The following is a 15,530-nucleotide window of genomic DNA, read 5'->3' on the forward strand; positions in this document are numbered from 1 at the left end:
GCCCTCTCCCAAAGGGAGAGGGAGATATGTTCCCTCTCCCTTTGGGAGAGGGTTAGGGTGAGGGAAAAAATTATGACTTTGTCGACTGCTCAAAGCGGCGCAGCAGCTGATTCCCGCGCTCTACCGCTGAATCCAGCGCCTGCTGTGGCGTTTTCTTCCCGGTCCACACGCTTTCCAGCTCTTCATCAACGATGGTGCGGATCTGCGGCATGTTGCCCAGACGCAGGCCCTTGGTGAACGGCAACGGCGGCTTGTTCAGCATCTGCCGCGTCGCAATGTCCGCCCCTGGGTTCTTGCTGTAGAAGCCCTGCTCGCGGGTCAGGTCATACGCGGCTTTGGTGATCGGCAGGTAGCCGGTCTTCTGGTGCCACTCGGCAGCATTTTCAGGCTTCGCCAGGAAGTCGAGGAACTCGGCTACACCTTTGTAGGTGCCGTTGTCTTTGCCCTGCATGACCCACAGGCTCGCTCCGCCGATGATGGCGTTCTGCGGCGCGCCCTTCACGTCGGCATCGTACGGCATCATGCCCACGCCGTAGTTAAATTTGGCGTAGTGACGGATATCCGCCAGCGAGCCGGACGATGCGGTGGTAATGGCGCAGTCGCCGTTGTAGAACTTCTCGGTGGATTCGTCTTTACGCCCGAAGTAGCTGAAGTCGCCCTTCTTGTTGAGTTCTTCCAGCAGGGCGATGTGCTTCACCTGCTCCGGCTTGTTGAACTCCAGCACCGCGTCGGTGCCGTCGAAGCCGTTGTTTTTGGTGGCAACCGGCAGGCCGTGCCAGGCGCTGAAGTTTTCAATCTGGATCCAGCCCTGCCAGCCGCTGGCGTAACCGCACTTCATCCCCGCCGCTTTCAGCTTCGCGGTGTACTCGGCCAGATCCTGCCAGGTTTTTGGCGGCTGCTCCGGGTCTAAACCGGCTTTCCTGAAGGCGTCTTTGTTGTAGTACAGCACCGGCGTAGAGCTGTTAAACGGCTGAGACAGCAGATGGCCGGTTTTGGAATCGGTGTAGTAACCGGAAACGGTCGGCACGAACTGTGATTCGTCAAAATTGATACCCGCCTCTTTGAACACTTCATACACCGGCTTGATGGCTTTAGAGGCCATCATGGTGGCGGTGCCCACTTCATAAACCTGTAACAAGGCTGGCGCATTGCCGGTACGGAAGGCGGCAATGCCCGCGCTCAGGCTCTGCTCGTAGTTGCCTTTGTACACCGGCACAATTTTGTAATCCGGGTGGGTGTCGTTGAAACGCTGCGCCAGGGAGTCAACCTCTTTACCCAACTCCCCTTCCATGGAATGCCAGAACGGAATGGTGGTCACAGCCATTGCGTTCGTTGCAAAAGCCAGACCGATTGCCAGACCCAAAGCTGTGTGTCGTAACGATGTCATTGTCATCTCTCTTATTGTGCCGGATGCGCGATATCACGCGTTTTATGCTCGCGAGGTAACATGACATGCTCGAATTACAGAAAAATAACTGTTTGTTTACAGATAAGTGACAGCCAGGCGTCAGGGGGATGATGGTTGTGTGAAGGGGTTGGGGTGTGGTTGGGTGCGGTCTGGTGCCCTCACCCCGACCCTCTCCCACAGGGAGAGGGAGAAAAGCGATCGGTTCCCTCTCCCTTGAGGGAGAGGGTTAGGGTGAGGGGGAAATGCAATTAACCGCCCAAATACGCGCTCCGCACCGCCTCGTTTGCCAGCAGCGCGTCGCCGGTATCCTCCAGCACCACGCGACCGTTCTCCAGCACGTAGCCACGGTCGGCCAGCTTCAGCGCCTGGTTGGCGTTCTGCTCGACGAGGAAGATGGTCATCCCCTCTTTGCGCAGCTGCTCAATGGTGTCGAAGATCTGCTGAATGATGATCGGCGCAAGACCGAGCGACGGTTCATCCAGCAGCAGCAGACGCGGCTGGCTCATCAGCGCGCGGCCAATCGCCAGCATTTGCTGCTCGCCGCCGGACATGGTGCCCGCACGCTGGATGCGGCGCTCCCACAGGCGTGGGAAGAGTTCGTACACCCACTTGATGCGGGTCTGGTATTCATCGCGGTGAGCAAAGAAGCCGCCCATCGCCAGGTTCTCTTCCACCGTCATGCGGGAAAACACGCGACGCCCTTCCGGGACAATCGCCACCGCTTCACGCATGATTTTGGCGGTCTGCCAGTCGGTAATGTCTTTGCCATCGAACACAATCCGCCCGCTGGTGGCGCGCGGGTCGCCACACAGGGTGCCGAGCAGCGTGGTTTTACCCGCGCCGTTGGCCCCGATCAGGGTGACGATTTCGCCCTGATTGATGTGCAGGCTGACGTCGTGCAGCGCCTGGATCTTGCCGTAGTGCGCGTTGACCTTGTCGAACGTTAACATCGCTTTTTCCATCTTATGCCTCACCAAGGTATGCGCGGATCACGTCCGGGTTGTTGCGGATCTCTTCCGGCGTGCCGTTCGCCAGCGGCGTGCCCTGGTTTACCACGTAGATACGGTCCGAAATGCCCATCACCAGCTTCATGTCATGCTCAATCAGCAGGATGGTGGTGTCGTGATGATCGCGCAGCTCGGCAATCAGCTCGTCCAGCTCTTTGGTCTCTTTCGGGTTGAGGCCTGCCGCCGGTTCGTCGAGCATCAGGATTTCCGGCTGCGTCACCATGCAGCGCACAATCTCCAGGCGACGCTGATCGCCGTAGGCCAGGTTGCTCGCCTGACGGTTGGCGTGCTGCAGCAGGCCAATTCGGTCGAGCCAGGTGGCGGCGCGGTCAAGCGCTTCATCCTGCGCGCGGCGGAAGGCCGGGGTTTTAAGCAGGCCGGAGAACAGCCCGGTTTTCAGCTGCTGATGCTGTGCCACCAGCAGGTTCTCAATCACCGTCATCTCGCGGAACAGACGCACGTGCTGGAAGGTACGCACCACGCCCATGCGGGCAATCTGCTGGCCCGGCAGCCCTTCCAGGTGCTGGTCGCGCAGCATGATGGTGCCGCCCGTCGGCTTGTAGAAGCCGGTCAGGCAGTTGAAGACCGTGGTTTTCCCCGCGCCGTTCGGGCCAATCAGGGAGACAATCTCTTTCTTGTGCAGATCCAGATTCACGTTGTTGACCGCCAGCAGGCCGCCAAAACGCATCATCAGACCGTTAACGGATAATAATGGCTGGCTCATGCCTGCTCTCCTTTCGCTTGCCCGTTCTTCAGCTTCAGCTGTGGACGGGTCATCGGCAGCAGACCCTGCGGACGCCAGATCATCATCAGCACCATCAAACCACCCAGCATCAGCATGCTGTATTCGTTAAAGTCGCGCATCAGCTCGCGCGAGACCACCAGCAGGATGGCCGCGAGGATAACGGCGAACTGCGAGCCCATCCCGCCGAGTACCACAATCGCCAGCACGAAGGCCGATTCGGCAAAGGTGAAGGATTCCGGGCTAACGAAGCCCTGACGCGCGGCAAACAGCGTTCCGGCGAAACCGGCAAACGCGGCGCTGATGGTGAATGCGGTCAGCTTGATGCGGGTCGGGTTCAGGCCCAGCGAGCGGCAGGCGATTTCATCTTCGCGCAGCGCTTCCCACGCGCGGCCCAGCGGCATGCGCAGCAGACGGTTGATCACGAACAGGGTAATCACCACCAGCAGCAGCGCCACCAGATAGAGCCAGATCACGCGGTCGGACGGATCGTACTTGATGCCAAAGAAGTTGCTGAAGGTATCCCAGCCGCCTTCGCGGGCGGTGCGGCTGAACTCCAGGCCGAAGAAGGTCGGTTTCGGGATCTGGCTGATGCCGTTCGGGCCGCCGGTCACTTCGGTATTGTTGAGCAGCAGGATACGGACGATTTCGCCGAAGCCCAGGGTCACAATCGCCAGATAGTCACCGCGCAGGCGCAGCACCGGGAAGCCGAGCAGGAAGCCCGCGGCGGCAGAGACCAGCCCCGCCAGCGGCAGGCAAGTCCAGAAGCCGAGGCCGTAATAGTGGTTCAGCAGCGCGAAGGTGTAAGCACCGATGGCATAGAAGCCGCCGTAGCCCAGCACCAGCAGGCCGGAGAGCCCCACTACCACGTTCAGACCGAGACCCAGGATCACGTAGATCATGGTCAGGGTGGCGATATCCACGGTCCCGCGCGATACCACAAACGGCCACGCCACGGCGGCGACCAGCAGCGCCACGAGGAACAGCTTCTGCTTCACGGTAGTACCGTCGATAGCGGGCAGCACGAATTTCGGCCCGGAGACGTTTTTCAGCGTCTTCTGGAAGACCGGGCGCAGCAGCTGGAACAGGAACACCACGGCCGTGCCGATAAACACCCACTGCCAACGAATATCAGCGGCGGTGTCGACCACCAGCTTAGTGCCGTCCAGCTCTAACTGGACGCCCATAAAGACGCCCGCCAGCACGAAGAACATGGCGGCAGAGAGCAGCGCCATTGCAAAATGCATCGGTTTCATACTTTCTCTACCTCCGGACGGCCCAGAATACCGGTAGGCATCACCAGCAGAACCAGAATCAGCAGGGCAAACGACACCACGTCTTTATATTCTGTGCTCAGGTACGCCGAGGAGAGCGCTTCCGCCACGCCCAGGATCAGGCCGCCGATCATCGCGCCCGGAATACTGCCGATACCACCCAGTACCGCGGCGGTGAAGGCTTTCATCCCGGCCATAAAGCCGATGTACGGGTTAATCACGCCATAGAACTGGCCGAGCAGTACGCCTGCCACCGCTGCCATCGCGGCACCAATCACGAAGGTCAGGGCGATCACGCGGTCGGTGTTGATGCCGAGCAGGCTCGCCATCTTCAGATCTTCCGCGCAGGCGCGGCAGGCGCGCCCCATGCGGGAGTAGCGGATGAAAATAGTCAGAGCCAGCATTGCCAGGAAGGTTACAACCCAGATAACCAGCTGCATGGTGGTGATAGAGGCAGAGAAGTTCTCGCTGGCCCCCACAATCCACTGGCCGTTAAACAGGCTTGGCAGCGCCACGTCGCGCGAGCCTTCGGTCAGGCTGACGTAGTTTTGCAGGAAGATGGACATCCCGATGGCGGAGATCAGCGCAATCAGGCGTTTTGAACTGCGCACGGGCCGGTAGGCCACGCGTTCGATGCTCCAGCCGTAGGCGCTGGCAATCACAATCGCGCCGACAAACCCGGCGGCGACCAGCAGCCAGCTGCTGTCGATGCCCATCATCATCAGGGCGGCAATGATCATAAAGGAGACGTAGCTACCGATCATGTACACCTCGCCGTGGGCGAAGTTGATCATGCCGATAATGCCGTAAACCATCGTGTAGCCGATGGCGATCAGTGCGTAGGTGCTTCCCAGCGTAACGCCGTTAAACATCTGCTGCAGGAAATAGAGAAACTGCTCGGACATATGCAAACCTTTTTATACCCGCCCGGTGAGCCGGGCGGTGGGATAGTTATTTGGCGGCCGAGGACGAACCGTCGGCGTGCCACTTAAAGACACCAAATTCAAATCCCTTCAGATCGCCTTTCTCATCCCAGTTCAGCGGCCCAATCACGGTGTTCGCCCCGTGTGCTTTTAAATCTTTCACCAGATCCAGCGGCTCTTTGCTGCCGGTACGCTCCAGCGCGGTCGCCAGAGACTGCACGGCCGCGTAGGTGATCCAGACGTACGGACCGCTCGGATCTTTCTTCTGCGCCTTGAGCGCCTCTACGATAGCCTTGTTGGCCGGATCCTGGTCATAGCGTTTTGGCATCGTGACCAGCATGCCTTCGGCAGAATCCCCGGCGATGTTTGACAGGGAGGCGTTGCCCACGCCCTCTGGCCCCATAAACTGGGTTTTCAGGCCGGTGGCACGCGCCTGGCGCAGCATCTGGCCCATTTCCGGGTAGTAGCCGCCGTAGTAAACGAAGTCGATATTCTCTTTTTGCAGACGGGCGATCAGCGCGGAGAAGTCTTTCTCACCGGCGGTAATGCCGTCGAAGAAGACGATGTTCGCGCCGCCTTTTTTCAGGCCGTCCTGCACGGAACGCGCCAGGCCTTCGCCGTACTGCTGTTTGTCATGAATGATGGCAATACGCGTTGGCTTAACGGTGTCGAGGATGTATTTGGCGGCGGTGGGTCCCTGCGAGGAGTCCAGACCGGCGGTACGCATAATGTGCTGGTAGCCGCGCTGGGTCAGCTCCGGGTTAGTTGCGCCCGGGGTGATCATCAGAATGCCTTCGTCTTCGTAAATATCAGACGCGGGCTGCGTGGACGATGAGCACAGGTGGCCGATGACGTACTGGATACCGTCGTTGACGATTTTGTTGGCGACCGCGACGGCCTGTTTTGGATCGCAGGCGTCGTCATATTCTACGCCCACCAGCTTATCGCCTTTGATGCCGCCTTTAGCGTTGATGTCTTTAATGGCCTGACGTGCGCCGTTGAACTCCATATCACCCCACTGGGCAACAGGACCGGACATCGCGCCGACCACAGCAACTTTTATGTCGTCCGCCATAGCCGCCTGCGAAATTGCCAGTGCGACCATTCCCGCGATTATTGCTTTCGCGTTCCTTTTCATCTCTGAATCCCCATTCGTGATGTCGTGTATATATTTTGTTTTATTATGGTTAAAAAGCATTCTGTACTTTTAATGAACAACGCTATTTTTACCAGTGCCTTTAATGGTTTAGCGCGGTTTTTTATCAAAAACCAGACTAATATCTCTATTTTTCAGTCGATTAAGCAAAGATAATATTCTGAAATCAGGCAGAGATAAACAAATAAAAGTGCAGTTTGCAGCATAAAATAACGGTACAAAGCGCCGAATAAATCACTGCCTGTCAGGTTAAAATTCTGCTTAATTTTCGATCCATGTGTTTTCGAACTGCGCAATGCGTTGCCAAAAAACTAATCACCTGGTAAATGGGAATAAAAAGAGAAAGCACCCGAGCAAATAAATTGAGTACACTGGCCCTACTCAATCTGATTTGGACAAGTAGCTAATGAAACTGACTATCGTGCGTCTGGTGACCTTTAGCGACCAGGATCATATCGACCTGGGCAAGATCTGGCCGGAATATTCCCCTTCGTCGCTGGCCGTCGACGAAAATCACCGTATCTATGCCGCGCGCTTTAACGAGCGTCTGCTGGCCGCCGTTCGCGTGACGCTGAGCGGCACGGAAGGGGCGCTGGATTCCCTGCGCGTGCGCGACGTCACCCGCCGTCGCGGGATCGGACAGTATTTAATTGAAGACGTCATCCGTGAAAACCCGAGCGTGACCTCCTGGTGGATGGCCGACGTGGGCGTGGAAGACCGCAGCGTGATGGCGGTGTTTATGCAGGCGTTAGGGTTTACGGCGCAGGCGAACGGGTGGGAGAAGCGCGAGGGTTGATGTGTGCGACCTGATTTGTGCGGCCTGATGCCCTCACCCCGGCCCTCTCCCACAGGGAGAGGGAGAAAACCTGGCAATTCCCTCTCCCTTTGGGAGAGGGTTAGGGTGAGGGCATCAACCCGCAGCAGTATTATTTTGCGTCAGTAGCAGTCCCGTTAGCATGCCAGTCAAACACGCCGAACTCGAAGCCCTTCAGATCGCCCTTCTCATCCCATGACAGCGGCCCCATGACGGTTTCCACGGAGTTCGCTTTGAGCCAGGTGGCAATCTCAGCCGGATCGGCTGACTGGTTCAGGCCCGCCTGCAGTGACTGCAGCGCCGCGTAGGTGGTCCAGACGAACGCGCCGCTTGGATCCTGTTTCTTCGCCTTGATCGCATCTACGATTGGTTTGTTCGCTGGCACCTGGTCGTAGTTCTTCGGCTTGGTTACCAGCAGGCCTTCGGCTGATTCACCCGCGATGTTAGACAGGGACACGTTTGCCACGCCTTCCGGCCCCATGAACTGAGTTTTCAGACCGGCAGCGCGCGCCTGGCGCAGGATCTGGCCCATTTCCGGGTGGTAGCCACCGTAGTAAACGAAATCAATATTCTCTTTCTTCAGACGCGCCACCAGCGTGGAGAAGTCTTTCTCACCGGCGGTAATACCGTCGAAGAACACCACGTCAGCATTGGCTTTCTTCAGGTTGTCCTGTACGGAACGCGCCAGACCTTCACCGTACTGCTGCTTGTCGTGAACGATAGCGATGCGCTTCGGCTTCACTTTTTCAACGATGTATTTCGCTGCGGTTGGGCCCTGGTCAGAGTCCAGGCCGGTGGTGCGCAGGGTCAGCTTGTAGCCGCGCGAGGTCAGCTCCGGCGCGGTTGCAGCCGGGGTGATCATCAGAATGCCTTCGTCTTCGTAGATGTCAGACGCGGGCTGCGTAGAAGAGGAGCACAGGTGACCGATAACGTATTTGATCCCGTCGTTCACCACTTTGTTCGCCACCGCGACCGCTTGTTTCGGGTCACAGGCATCATCATATTTTACGATCTGCAGTTTTTCGCCCTTGATGCCGCCCTTAGCATTAATGTCTGCAACCGCCTGTTCTGCGCCCGTAAATTCCTGGTCGCCGTACTGAGCTACCGGACCGGACATCGCGCCAACCACAGCAACTTTGATATCTGCCTGTGCCATGGTGCTGAATGCCAACGCGATACATCCTGCCAGTAACGCTTTACCCTTCATGTTCATCCTGAGATTCCCCATTATTATGGTTATTACGATTGTTGTGATGTTGTTGTGCAGCGCTTTATGTCAGTTATAGGTGTGCTGTTCGCGCTTTTTCAGCATACTCTGCTAAAACATACCCGATTTTTATGATTTTGGAATAGCTAATTTGAAATGTATCTATGCTATGCCCGGCACCGTTTTGCGCCGGGCATTTGGCTTTATCGTGTCAGCGAGGCGGAAATAATATCCAGCGCCTGTCGGAACTGCGCTTCGGGGATCGTGAGCGGATAGAGGAAGCGAATCACGTTGCCGTACACGCCGCAGCTCAGGAGCAGCAGCCCTTCGTTCAACGCGCGTTCTTGCACCTGTCGGGTGAATTCCGGCGAGGGTTGCCCGGATTGCGGATCGTTGAACTCCACCGCCACCATAGAGCCTTGCGCACGAATGTCGGCAATATACGGGCAGCCATCCTTCGCTTTATTTAGCACCTCTACCAGATGGTGGCCAAGGTGGGCCGCGCGGGTGCAGAGATCTTCTTCGTCAATCACGTCCAGCACCGCATGGGCCGCGGCAATCGCCAGCGGGTTACCCGCGTAGGTGCCGCCCAGCCCGCCGGGCGCGGGGGCGTCCATCACCTCCGCCCGACCAGAGACCGCCGAAAGCGGCATCCCACCCGCCAGGCTTTTCGCCATGGTGATAAGGTCCGGCTTCACACAGTGGTTTTCCATCGAGAACAGCTTGCCGGTGCGGGCGAAGCCAGTTTGGACTTCGTCGGCAATCAGCAAAATCCCGTGGGTATCGCACAGGGCACGCAGCGCCTGCATAAAATCGGCGGGCGCGACATTAAACCCGCCCTCACCCTGAACCGGTTCGAGGATAATGGCCGCCACCTGGTCTGGCGCGATATCCGCTTTGAAAATGCGCTCCAGGCTTTTTAACGCTTCCGCCGTGCTGATGCCGTGCAGATCGTTAGGGAACTGTGCGTGGTACACCGAGCCGGGGAACGGGCCGAAGCCCAGCTTGTAGGGTGCGACCTTGCCGGTCAGCGCCATGGTCATAAAGGTGCGGCCATGGAAGGCGCCGCCAAAGGTGATAAGGCCGGGGCGTTTGGTGTACGCGCGGGCAATTTTGACCGCGTTTTCAACCGCTTCTGCGCCCGTCGAGAAGAAGGCGGTTTTGGCAGGACCGTCAATCGGCACGCGCTGGTTGATGCGTTCGGCAAGCGCCACATAGCCCTCATACGGCACAATCTGGTAGGCCGTGTGGGTGAAGGCGTGGAGTTGTTTTTCGATGGCGGCAATGACTTTTGGATGGCGATGGCCGGTATTCAGCACCGCGATCCCGGCGGCGAAGTCGATGTACTCATTGCCTTCCACGTCCCACACCGTGGCGTTTTCAGCTTTATCGGCATAGAAGTTACACATCACGCCGATGCCGCGCGGCGTCGCCTGTAAACGCCGGTCGTTCAGTTCGTTATTTTTCACCCTGTCCCCCTGAGAAAGTCGCCTGCTTAGCGCATCAGTAAGTGTTTGCCAGGGGGAGGGAATTCGCCAGAGCGGGCGCTAAAAAAACAAAACCCCCGGACTCGCATCCAGGGGTTATCGGTGTACTTCGCTTAGATTACGCTTCGATAGCAGCGCGAAGTTTTTTCATGGCGTTCTTTTCAAGCTGACGGACACGTTCCGCGGAAACGCCGTAGCGGTCGGCCAGCTCCTGCAGCGTGGACTTGTTGTCTTCGTCCAGCCAGCGGGCGCGGATGATATCCTGGCTACGCTCGTCGAGACCTTCCATCGCGAAGGTCAGCTTATTCGCCGCCTGGTCTTCCCAGTTGTCCTCTTCAATGCCGTCGGCAAAGTTAGAGGTTTTATCCTGCAGGTACAGGACCGGGGCCATCGGCTGGCTGTCAGAGGCGTCGTCGTCGGAGGACATATCAAAGGTCATGTCCTGCGCGGCCATGCGGGATTCCATCTCACGGACGTCTTTGCTGGATACGCCCAGCTCGCGCGCCACCATTTCGACTTCATCCTGGTTAAACCAGCCCAGACGCTGCTTGGTTTTACGCAGATTGAAGAACAGTTTGCGCTGCGCTTTTGTCGTGGCGACCTTCACAATACGCCAGTTACGCAGGACGTATTCGTGAATTTCTGCTTTGATCCAGTGCACGGCGAAGGAGACCAGTCGCACACCCACTTCCGGGTTGAAGCGACGTACAGCCTTCATCAGGCCGATGTTACCTTCCTGAATCAAGTCCGCCTGCGGCAGGCCGTAGCCCGAGTAGTTACGAGCAACGTGAACAACAAAGCGCAGGTGAGACAGGATCAGCGTCTTAGCTGCTTCCAGATCGCCCTGGTAATGCAGCTTTTCAGCAAGCTCCTTTTCTTCCTCGGCCGTTAACATCGGCCAGGTGTTCGCAGCCCGGATGTAAGATTCCAGGTTACCAACAGGGGCTAAAGCTAAAGTTTGCATTTCTTTGGTCATTCATTCCTCTCAATGTTTCTTCTGGTCCAGGCTGTCCCCATCAGGCAACAACCATGCCAAAGCGTTTGAGCAGCGAGATTAGCATTCACACTTTTATCAGACCGTGATTTTATCCACAAGTTCCAGGTGCAACAGTGAATAAATTACGCACAAAATGTGACATGAAGATGATAACAGGGGAAGAGACAACAGGGACGCTTTCCCTGCAGAGCGAATATCTCGGTGCAGGGAAAGATTATATCACGCTTTTATTAGTCGGGAGTAAAGTGGCGTAAATGTTGAACCGTCGCCAGCCATGCGGCTACCCAGCCGATCATGGAACACACCAGCAGCAACAGCAGGCACTCATCGAACCCTAAGCCACTGATATCAAACTTTGTTCCGAAAACCTGCGCTACTTCAGTCACGGCAGACGAAAGCCGCATCACCAAAATTTCTGACAATATCAGTGAAAGAAATGCGCCGGAAAAACCGAGCAGCGCGCCGCCGTAGAGGAACGGACGGAGGATGAAACCATCCGTTGCGCCAATCAGTTTCTGCACGTTGATGGTATCGCGGCGGGCGAAGATGCTCAGACGCACGCTGTTACCGATGACGAGGAACACCGCCGCCACCATCAGCACGCCAATCATCGCCGACACGCGCCCCACCAGCCCGGTCAGGGCAGCAAGACGGGCGAACCAGCTGTCGTCCATGCGCACTTCATCAATCCCGTTGATACGGGTGATGCGGTCGCGCAGGGTGTTAAGCGAATCGGTACCCTGGAAATCGAGTTTCGGGATCACCACCGCCACGGCGGGCAGCGGATTCTCTTCCAGCATATCCAGCGCGCCGCCAAAGCCTGACCAGTTGCGGAACTCGCCCAGCGCTTCATCGCGCGAGAGATAGTTAACCTTCTCCACGCCCTGTTCGGCCTGGATTTGCCCGACCACCTGCGCCGCCGCGTTATCGTCGAGCGCTTTATCCAGATAAACGGTGATCTGCGGCGACGGATAATACTGCGACGCTGCCTGGTTAACGTTCTTATAGACCATGTAGCAGACGCTTGGCAGCGTCAGGGAGATGGCGATCACCATCACCGTCAGGAACGTCGCCAGCGGCTTGCTTTTCAGATCCTGCAATGCCCCCTGGAAGGCATAACGCACCTGCTCGTTGAACACGTTGGTCTTGCGGGAGTTCGGCTTCGGCGCGGCCTTCGCGCGCTTTGGCGTATTACGATTGCCGTCACCGCCGCCCTGCGGCTTACGGAAACGGTCAAACCGGTTTCCGAACTGCCGAATCTGGTTCATTGCATCACGCTTGTTCACCGTGGCCTCCGTGCAAATGCCCGTCGCTCAGGGTCAGCATGCGGTACGAACGACGGGAAATGAGCCCAATGTCGTGCGTCGCCATCAATACCGTGACCCCTACGCGGTTGAATTCCTCAAACAGACGCAAAATCCCTTCGGACAGGGCATCGTCCAGGTTACCGGTTGGTTCATCCGCCAGCAGTACGGCAGGCTTGTTCACCACCGCACGGGCGATGCCCACGCGCTGCTGCTCACCGCCGGACAGCTGGATCGGGAAGTTCTTCGCTTTGTCCAGCAGCCCGACCTTATCCAGCGCCGCAGAGACGCGACGGCGGATATCGTCATAGCTGGCGCCGGCAATAATCAGCGGGATAGCGACGTTATCAAAAACGGTGCGATCCATCAGCAAGTGGTGATCCTGGAAAATCATGCCGATCTGACGACGCAGGAACGGCACTTCGCGGTTTTTCAGGCGGCTAATTTCGTGGCCGCTGAAAAAGATTTTCCCGGCGCTGGGCCGTTCGATCCCACAGATAAGCTTGAGCAGGGTACTTTTCCCCGCGCCGGAATGGCCGGTCAGGAATGCCATCTCGCCTGGCTGCAGATGGAACGTTACCCCCTGCAGCGCTTGTCTCCCACCGAGATAGGCCTTGCTGACGTGTTCAAAGCGAATCATTGTTAGTCCTCTCGGGCAAATAATGCCTCAATAAAGTCGTCCGCCTTAAACGGACGCAAATCCTCAATACGCTCGCCCACACCGATGTAACGGATAGGAATGCCGAACTGGTCGGCCACGGAGAAGATCACCCCGCCTTTGGCGGTGCCGTCCAGCTTGGTCAGCGCGATCCCCGTCAGTCCTACCGCTTCATGGAACAGCTTCGCCTGACTGATGGCGTTCTGCCCGGTGCTGGCGTCAATGGTCAGCATAATTTCATGCGGTGCGTCTTCGTCCAGCTTCTTCATGACGCGGACGATTTTCTTCAACTCTTCCATCAGGTGCGATTTGTTCTGCAAACGCCCTGCGGTATCGGCAATCAGCACGTCCACGTTACGCGCCTTCGCCGCCTGGATGGCGTCGAAGATCACGGATGCGGAATCCGCGCCGGTATGCTGGGCAATCACCGGAATGTTGTTGCGCTGGCCCCAGACCTGCAGCTGCTCAACCGCCGCTGCACGGAAGGTATCGCCCGCCGCCAGCATCACCGACTTGCCCTGCTGCTCGAACTGACGCGCCAGCTTGCCGATGGTAGTGGTTTTACCTACGCCGTTCACGCCCACCATCAGAATAACAAATGGCGTTTTGCCTTCAATATTAAGCGGTTCGTCAACTTTTGCGAGAATTTCGCCCATCTCGTCTTTCAGCAGGCCGTACAGCGCTTCGGCATCACGCAGCTGTTTGCGGCTCGCCCCTTCGGTCAGGTTGGCGATGATCTTACGGGTGGTTTCCACACCGACGTCCGCAATCAGCAGCTGTTCTTCCAGTTCCTCAAAGAGATCGTCGTCGATCTTCTTGCCGCGGAACAGACTGATAAATCCGGAACCTAAGTTTTCTTTGGTTTTGAGCAGGCTACGCTTCAGGCGCGCGAAGAAACCTTCTTTGGTCGGTTTGTCCTGCTCCTGAACGATCTCTTCTTCGGCTTGCTCTTCTACCGGCACAACGATAACCGCTTCTTCTGCGGCTTCTGCCGCCAGCGCCTGGGCTTCCAGCTCTTCGTCGGTCAGCTCTGGCTCGCGTGCCGCTTCTTCTTCCACCGCTTCAACGATTTCAACGGTTTCCGCTTCGGCCTGCCACTCTTCGGCAGAAACCTCTTCGGCTTTTACCTCTTCCGGCAGCGGCAGCTCTTCGTGCTCAATAACGGCCTGCGGCGCGTGGGTAATGTCTTCGACGACAACCGGCTCTGGCTTCTCGCTTTCCTGAACCTGTTCAGTGACCTCAACTACCTCTTCAGCAAAGGATTCAATCTCTTCTTTGCTGTGCGCCGTTTCTTCCGCATCGACAACCGCGGCGGTTTCTACAGGCGTTTCAGGCTGCGACTGCTCTTCAACGGCTTGTTGTTCTTCGGTTTTCTGTTCTGTTTCTTGCTCTTTTTCACCGAAGCCCAGCCAGGAAAAGAAGCCACGTTTTTTTTGTTTTGCCATCTGCGACTACACTCCTCGCGGCGCTATATACATGTAAGCTAAAAAAATGATGAAATAGTCTAACACTTTACTTAATTGACATCACCGCCCGCAATCGCAGGCCAATTGTTAACAGAGCTTTCCTGAGATGAAGAAACCCAACCGCGCCCCGGCCGGTCAAATTCGTATTATCGGCGGTCAGTGGCGAGGCCGGAAATTACCGGTGCCGGACAGCCCCGGTTTACGCCCTACTACCGACCGCGTGCGCGAGACGCTGTTTAACTGGCTGGCCCCGTCAATGGTAGACGCCCACTGCCTGGACTGCTTCGCCGGAAGCGGCGCATTAGGGCTTGAAGCGCTGTCGCGCTATGCCGCCAGCGCCACGCTGCTGGAGATGGAGCGCGGCGTGGCGCAGACGCTGCAGCAAAATCTGGCGACGCTGAAGGCGAGCAACGCCAAAGTGGTCAACACCAACACGCTGAGCTTCCTCGCGCAACAGGGCACACCGCACAACGTGGTGTTCGTCGACCCACCGTTCCGCAAGGGGCTGCTGGAAGAGACGTTATCCCTGCTCGAGCAAAACAGCTGGCTGGCGGATGACGCGCTAATCTATGTAGAAAGCGAAGTGGAGAACGGTTTGCCGCCGGTGCCCGCGCACTGGGATCTGCACCGCGAAAAGGTCGCCGGTCAGGTTGCTTATCGTCTGTATCACCGTCAGGCACAAGGAGGATCCGATGCCGGTACTGATTAACCTGGGACGTTTGCTGATGCTGGGCGTCTGGGCGTTTTTGATTCTGAATCTGGTGCATCCTTTCCCGCGCCCGATGAACATTTTCGTTAACGTGGCGCTGATTTTCACGTCGTTTATGCACGCCCTGCAGATGGTGATGCTGAAAAACGGTCTTCCGAAAGACGGCCCGCAGATGACCGGATGGCAGCAGCTGCGCGTGTTTATTTTCGGCGTGTTTGAGCTGCTGGTGTGGATGAAGAAGTTTAAGGCGCAGGTGAAGAAGTAAGGTGCGGCCTGGTGCCCTCACCCTAACCCTCTCCCACTGTACGGTCCGGGGACATAGTGAACACTTGTTCGGGGACATGGTAGACACTTACAACTAAGGCATAAGAACCCGTT

General features: G+C 57.3%; 15 protein-coding genes. 3 read left to right on the plus strand and 12 right to left on the minus strand.

The features are described from left to right. Nucleotides 1–70: 70 nt before the first annotated feature. From ugpB to livK, 6 genes are all read right to left on the minus strand, one after another. A complete protein-coding gene (gene ugpB, locus ACOQH0_RS21520) occupies nt 71–1,387 on the minus strand; it encodes a sn-glycerol-3-phosphate ABC transporter substrate-binding protein UgpB (RefSeq protein ID WP_100167337.1) in 1,317 nt (438 codons plus the stop codon). A 269-nt stretch (nt 1,388–1,656) separates the two neighbouring features. Next, nucleotides 1,657–2,370, minus strand: coding sequence for a high-affinity branched-chain amino acid ABC transporter ATP-binding protein LivF (gene livF, locus ACOQH0_RS21525; RefSeq protein WP_006812273.1), 714 nt, complete (start codon nt 2,368–2,370; stop codon nt 1,657–1,659). A gap of 1 nt (nt 2,371) precedes the next feature. Then, nucleotides 2,372–3,139 (minus strand): high-affinity branched-chain amino acid ABC transporter ATP-binding protein LivG, encoded by a 768-nt coding sequence (livG, locus tag ACOQH0_RS21530; RefSeq protein ID WP_008500101.1) that lies wholly within the window; start codon nt 3,137–3,139, stop codon nt 2,372–2,374. Beyond that, nucleotides 3,136–4,413, minus strand: coding sequence for a branched chain amino acid ABC transporter permease LivM (gene livM / locus ACOQH0_RS21535; RefSeq protein WP_010436486.1), 1,278 nt, complete (start codon nt 4,411–4,413; stop codon nt 3,136–3,138). Before livM ends, livG begins: the two co-directional genes overlap by 4 nt. After that, nucleotides 4,410–5,336, minus strand: a complete 927-nt coding sequence (gene livH, locus ACOQH0_RS21540; protein WP_010436488.1) for a high-affinity branched-chain amino acid ABC transporter permease LivH — start codon at nt 5,334–5,336, stop codon at nt 4,410–4,412. Before livH ends, livM begins: the two co-directional genes overlap by 4 nt. A 46-nt stretch (nt 5,337–5,382) precedes the next feature. Then, nucleotides 5,383–6,492, minus strand: a complete 1,110-nt coding sequence (gene livK / locus ACOQH0_RS21545; protein WP_010436489.1) for a high-affinity branched-chain amino acid ABC transporter substrate-binding protein LivK — start codon at nt 6,490–6,492, stop codon at nt 5,383–5,385. A gap of 424 nt (nt 6,493–6,916) precedes the next feature. Between livK and panM the strand changes: the two genes are divergently transcribed. Beyond that, nucleotides 6,917–7,306: an aspartate 1-decarboxylase autocleavage activator PanM gene (gene panM / locus ACOQH0_RS21550; RefSeq protein ID WP_421511159.1), complete on the plus strand. Its 390-nt coding sequence runs from the start codon at nt 6,917–6,919 to the stop codon at nt 7,304–7,306. A 130-nt stretch (nt 7,307–7,436) separates the two neighbouring features. On the opposite strand, the gene livJ is transcribed toward panM, so the two are convergent. From livJ to ftsY, 6 genes are all read right to left on the minus strand, one after another. Further along, nucleotides 7,437–8,537, minus strand: a complete 1,101-nt coding sequence (gene livJ, locus ACOQH0_RS21555; protein ID WP_139157911.1) for a branched chain amino acid ABC transporter substrate-binding protein LivJ — start codon at nt 8,535–8,537, stop codon at nt 7,437–7,439. Nucleotides 8,538–8,734: 197 nt separating this feature from the next. Then, entirely contained in the window at nt 8,735–10,000 is a 1,266-nt protein-coding gene (locus tag ACOQH0_RS21560; RefSeq protein WP_042713697.1) for a 4-aminobutyrate--2-oxoglutarate transaminase, read from the minus strand. Between the two features lie 136 nt (nt 10,001–10,136). Beyond that, on the minus strand, nt 10,137–10,994 hold the full coding sequence (rpoH, locus tag ACOQH0_RS21565) for an RNA polymerase sigma factor RpoH (RefSeq protein ID WP_010436497.1): 858 nt from the start codon (nt 10,992–10,994) through the stop codon (nt 10,137–10,139). Nucleotides 10,995–11,245: 251 nt separating this feature from the next. Next, nucleotides 11,246–12,301 carry a permease-like cell division protein FtsX gene (gene ftsX / locus ACOQH0_RS21570; protein ID WP_126545877.1) on the minus strand — a complete coding sequence of 352 codons (1,056 nt, stop codon included), beginning with the start codon at nt 12,299–12,301 and terminating at the stop codon, nt 11,246–11,248. Beyond that, nucleotides 12,288–12,959 (minus strand): cell division ATP-binding protein FtsE, encoded by a 672-nt coding sequence (gene ftsE / locus ACOQH0_RS21575; RefSeq protein WP_008500091.1) that lies wholly within the window; start codon nt 12,957–12,959, stop codon nt 12,288–12,290. The genes ftsX and ftsE overlap by 14 nt, the downstream gene beginning before the upstream one ends. A gap of 2 nt (nt 12,960–12,961) precedes the next feature. Beyond that, entirely contained in the window at nt 12,962–14,422 is a 1,461-nt protein-coding gene (gene ftsY, locus ACOQH0_RS21580) for a signal recognition particle-docking protein FtsY (RefSeq protein ID WP_256458771.1), read from the minus strand. 127 nt (nt 14,423–14,549) lie between these two features. Between ftsY and rsmD the strand changes: the two genes are divergently transcribed. Then, nucleotides 14,550–15,152 carry a 16S rRNA (guanine(966)-N(2))-methyltransferase gene (rsmD, locus tag ACOQH0_RS21585; RefSeq protein ID WP_421511160.1) on the plus strand — a complete coding sequence of 201 codons (603 nt, stop codon included), beginning with the start codon at nt 14,550–14,552 and terminating at the stop codon, nt 15,150–15,152. Then, nucleotides 15,136–15,417 (plus strand): DUF1145 family protein, encoded by a 282-nt coding sequence (locus ACOQH0_RS21590; protein ID WP_010436509.1) that lies wholly within the window; start codon nt 15,136–15,138, stop codon nt 15,415–15,417. The genes rsmD and ACOQH0_RS21590 overlap by 17 nt, the downstream gene beginning before the upstream one ends. The last annotated feature ends 113 nt before the right edge of the window (nt 15,418–15,530 follow it).

The organism is Enterobacter sp. JS8-1, from assembly GCF_049187015.1.
GTDB classification, from domain to species: domain Bacteria; phylum Pseudomonadota; class Gammaproteobacteria; order Enterobacterales; family Enterobacteriaceae; genus Enterobacter; species Enterobacter mori.

Bases quoted from the DNA above. Each gene is read 5' to 3' on its own strand.
- rsmD (WP_421511160.1), top strand. From the start codon at position 14,550: ATGAAGAAACCCAACCGCGCCCCGGCCGGTCAAATTCGTATTATCGGC.
- livJ (WP_139157911.1), bottom strand. From the start codon at position 8,537: ATGAACATGAAGGGTAAAGCGTTACTGGCAGGATGTATCGCGTTGGCA.
- livG (WP_008500101.1), bottom strand. From the start codon at position 3,139: ATGAGCCAGCCATTATTATCCGTTAACGGTCTGATGATGCGTTTTGGC.
- ACOQH0_RS21590 (WP_010436509.1), top strand. From the start codon at position 15,136: ATGCCGGTACTGATTAACCTGGGACGTTTGCTGATGCTGGGCGTCTGG.
- ftsY (WP_256458771.1), bottom strand. From the start codon at position 14,422: ATGGCAAAACAAAAAAAACGTGGCTTCTTTTCCTGGCTGGGCTTCGGT.
- panM (WP_421511159.1), top strand. From the start codon at position 6,917: ATGAAACTGACTATCGTGCGTCTGGTGACCTTTAGCGACCAGGATCAT.
- ftsE (WP_008500091.1), bottom strand. From the start codon at position 12,959: ATGATTCGCTTTGAACACGTCAGCAAGGCCTATCTCGGTGGGAGACAA.
- livM (WP_010436486.1), bottom strand. From the start codon at position 4,413: ATGAAACCGATGCATTTTGCAATGGCGCTGCTCTCTGCCGCCATGTTC.
- ugpB (WP_100167337.1), bottom strand. From the start codon at position 1,387: ATGACATCGTTACGACACACAGCTTTGGGTCTGGCAATCGGTCTGGCT.
- rpoH (WP_010436497.1), bottom strand. From the start codon at position 10,994: ATGACCAAAGAAATGCAAACTTTAGCTTTAGCCCCTGTTGGTAACCTG.
- livH (WP_010436488.1), bottom strand. From the start codon at position 5,336: ATGTCCGAGCAGTTTCTCTATTTCCTGCAGCAGATGTTTAACGGCGTT.
- livK (WP_010436489.1), bottom strand. From the start codon at position 6,492: ATGAAAAGGAACGCGAAAGCAATAATCGCGGGAATGGTCGCACTGGCA.
- livF (WP_006812273.1), bottom strand. From the start codon at position 2,370: ATGGAAAAAGCGATGTTAACGTTCGACAAGGTCAACGCGCACTACGGC.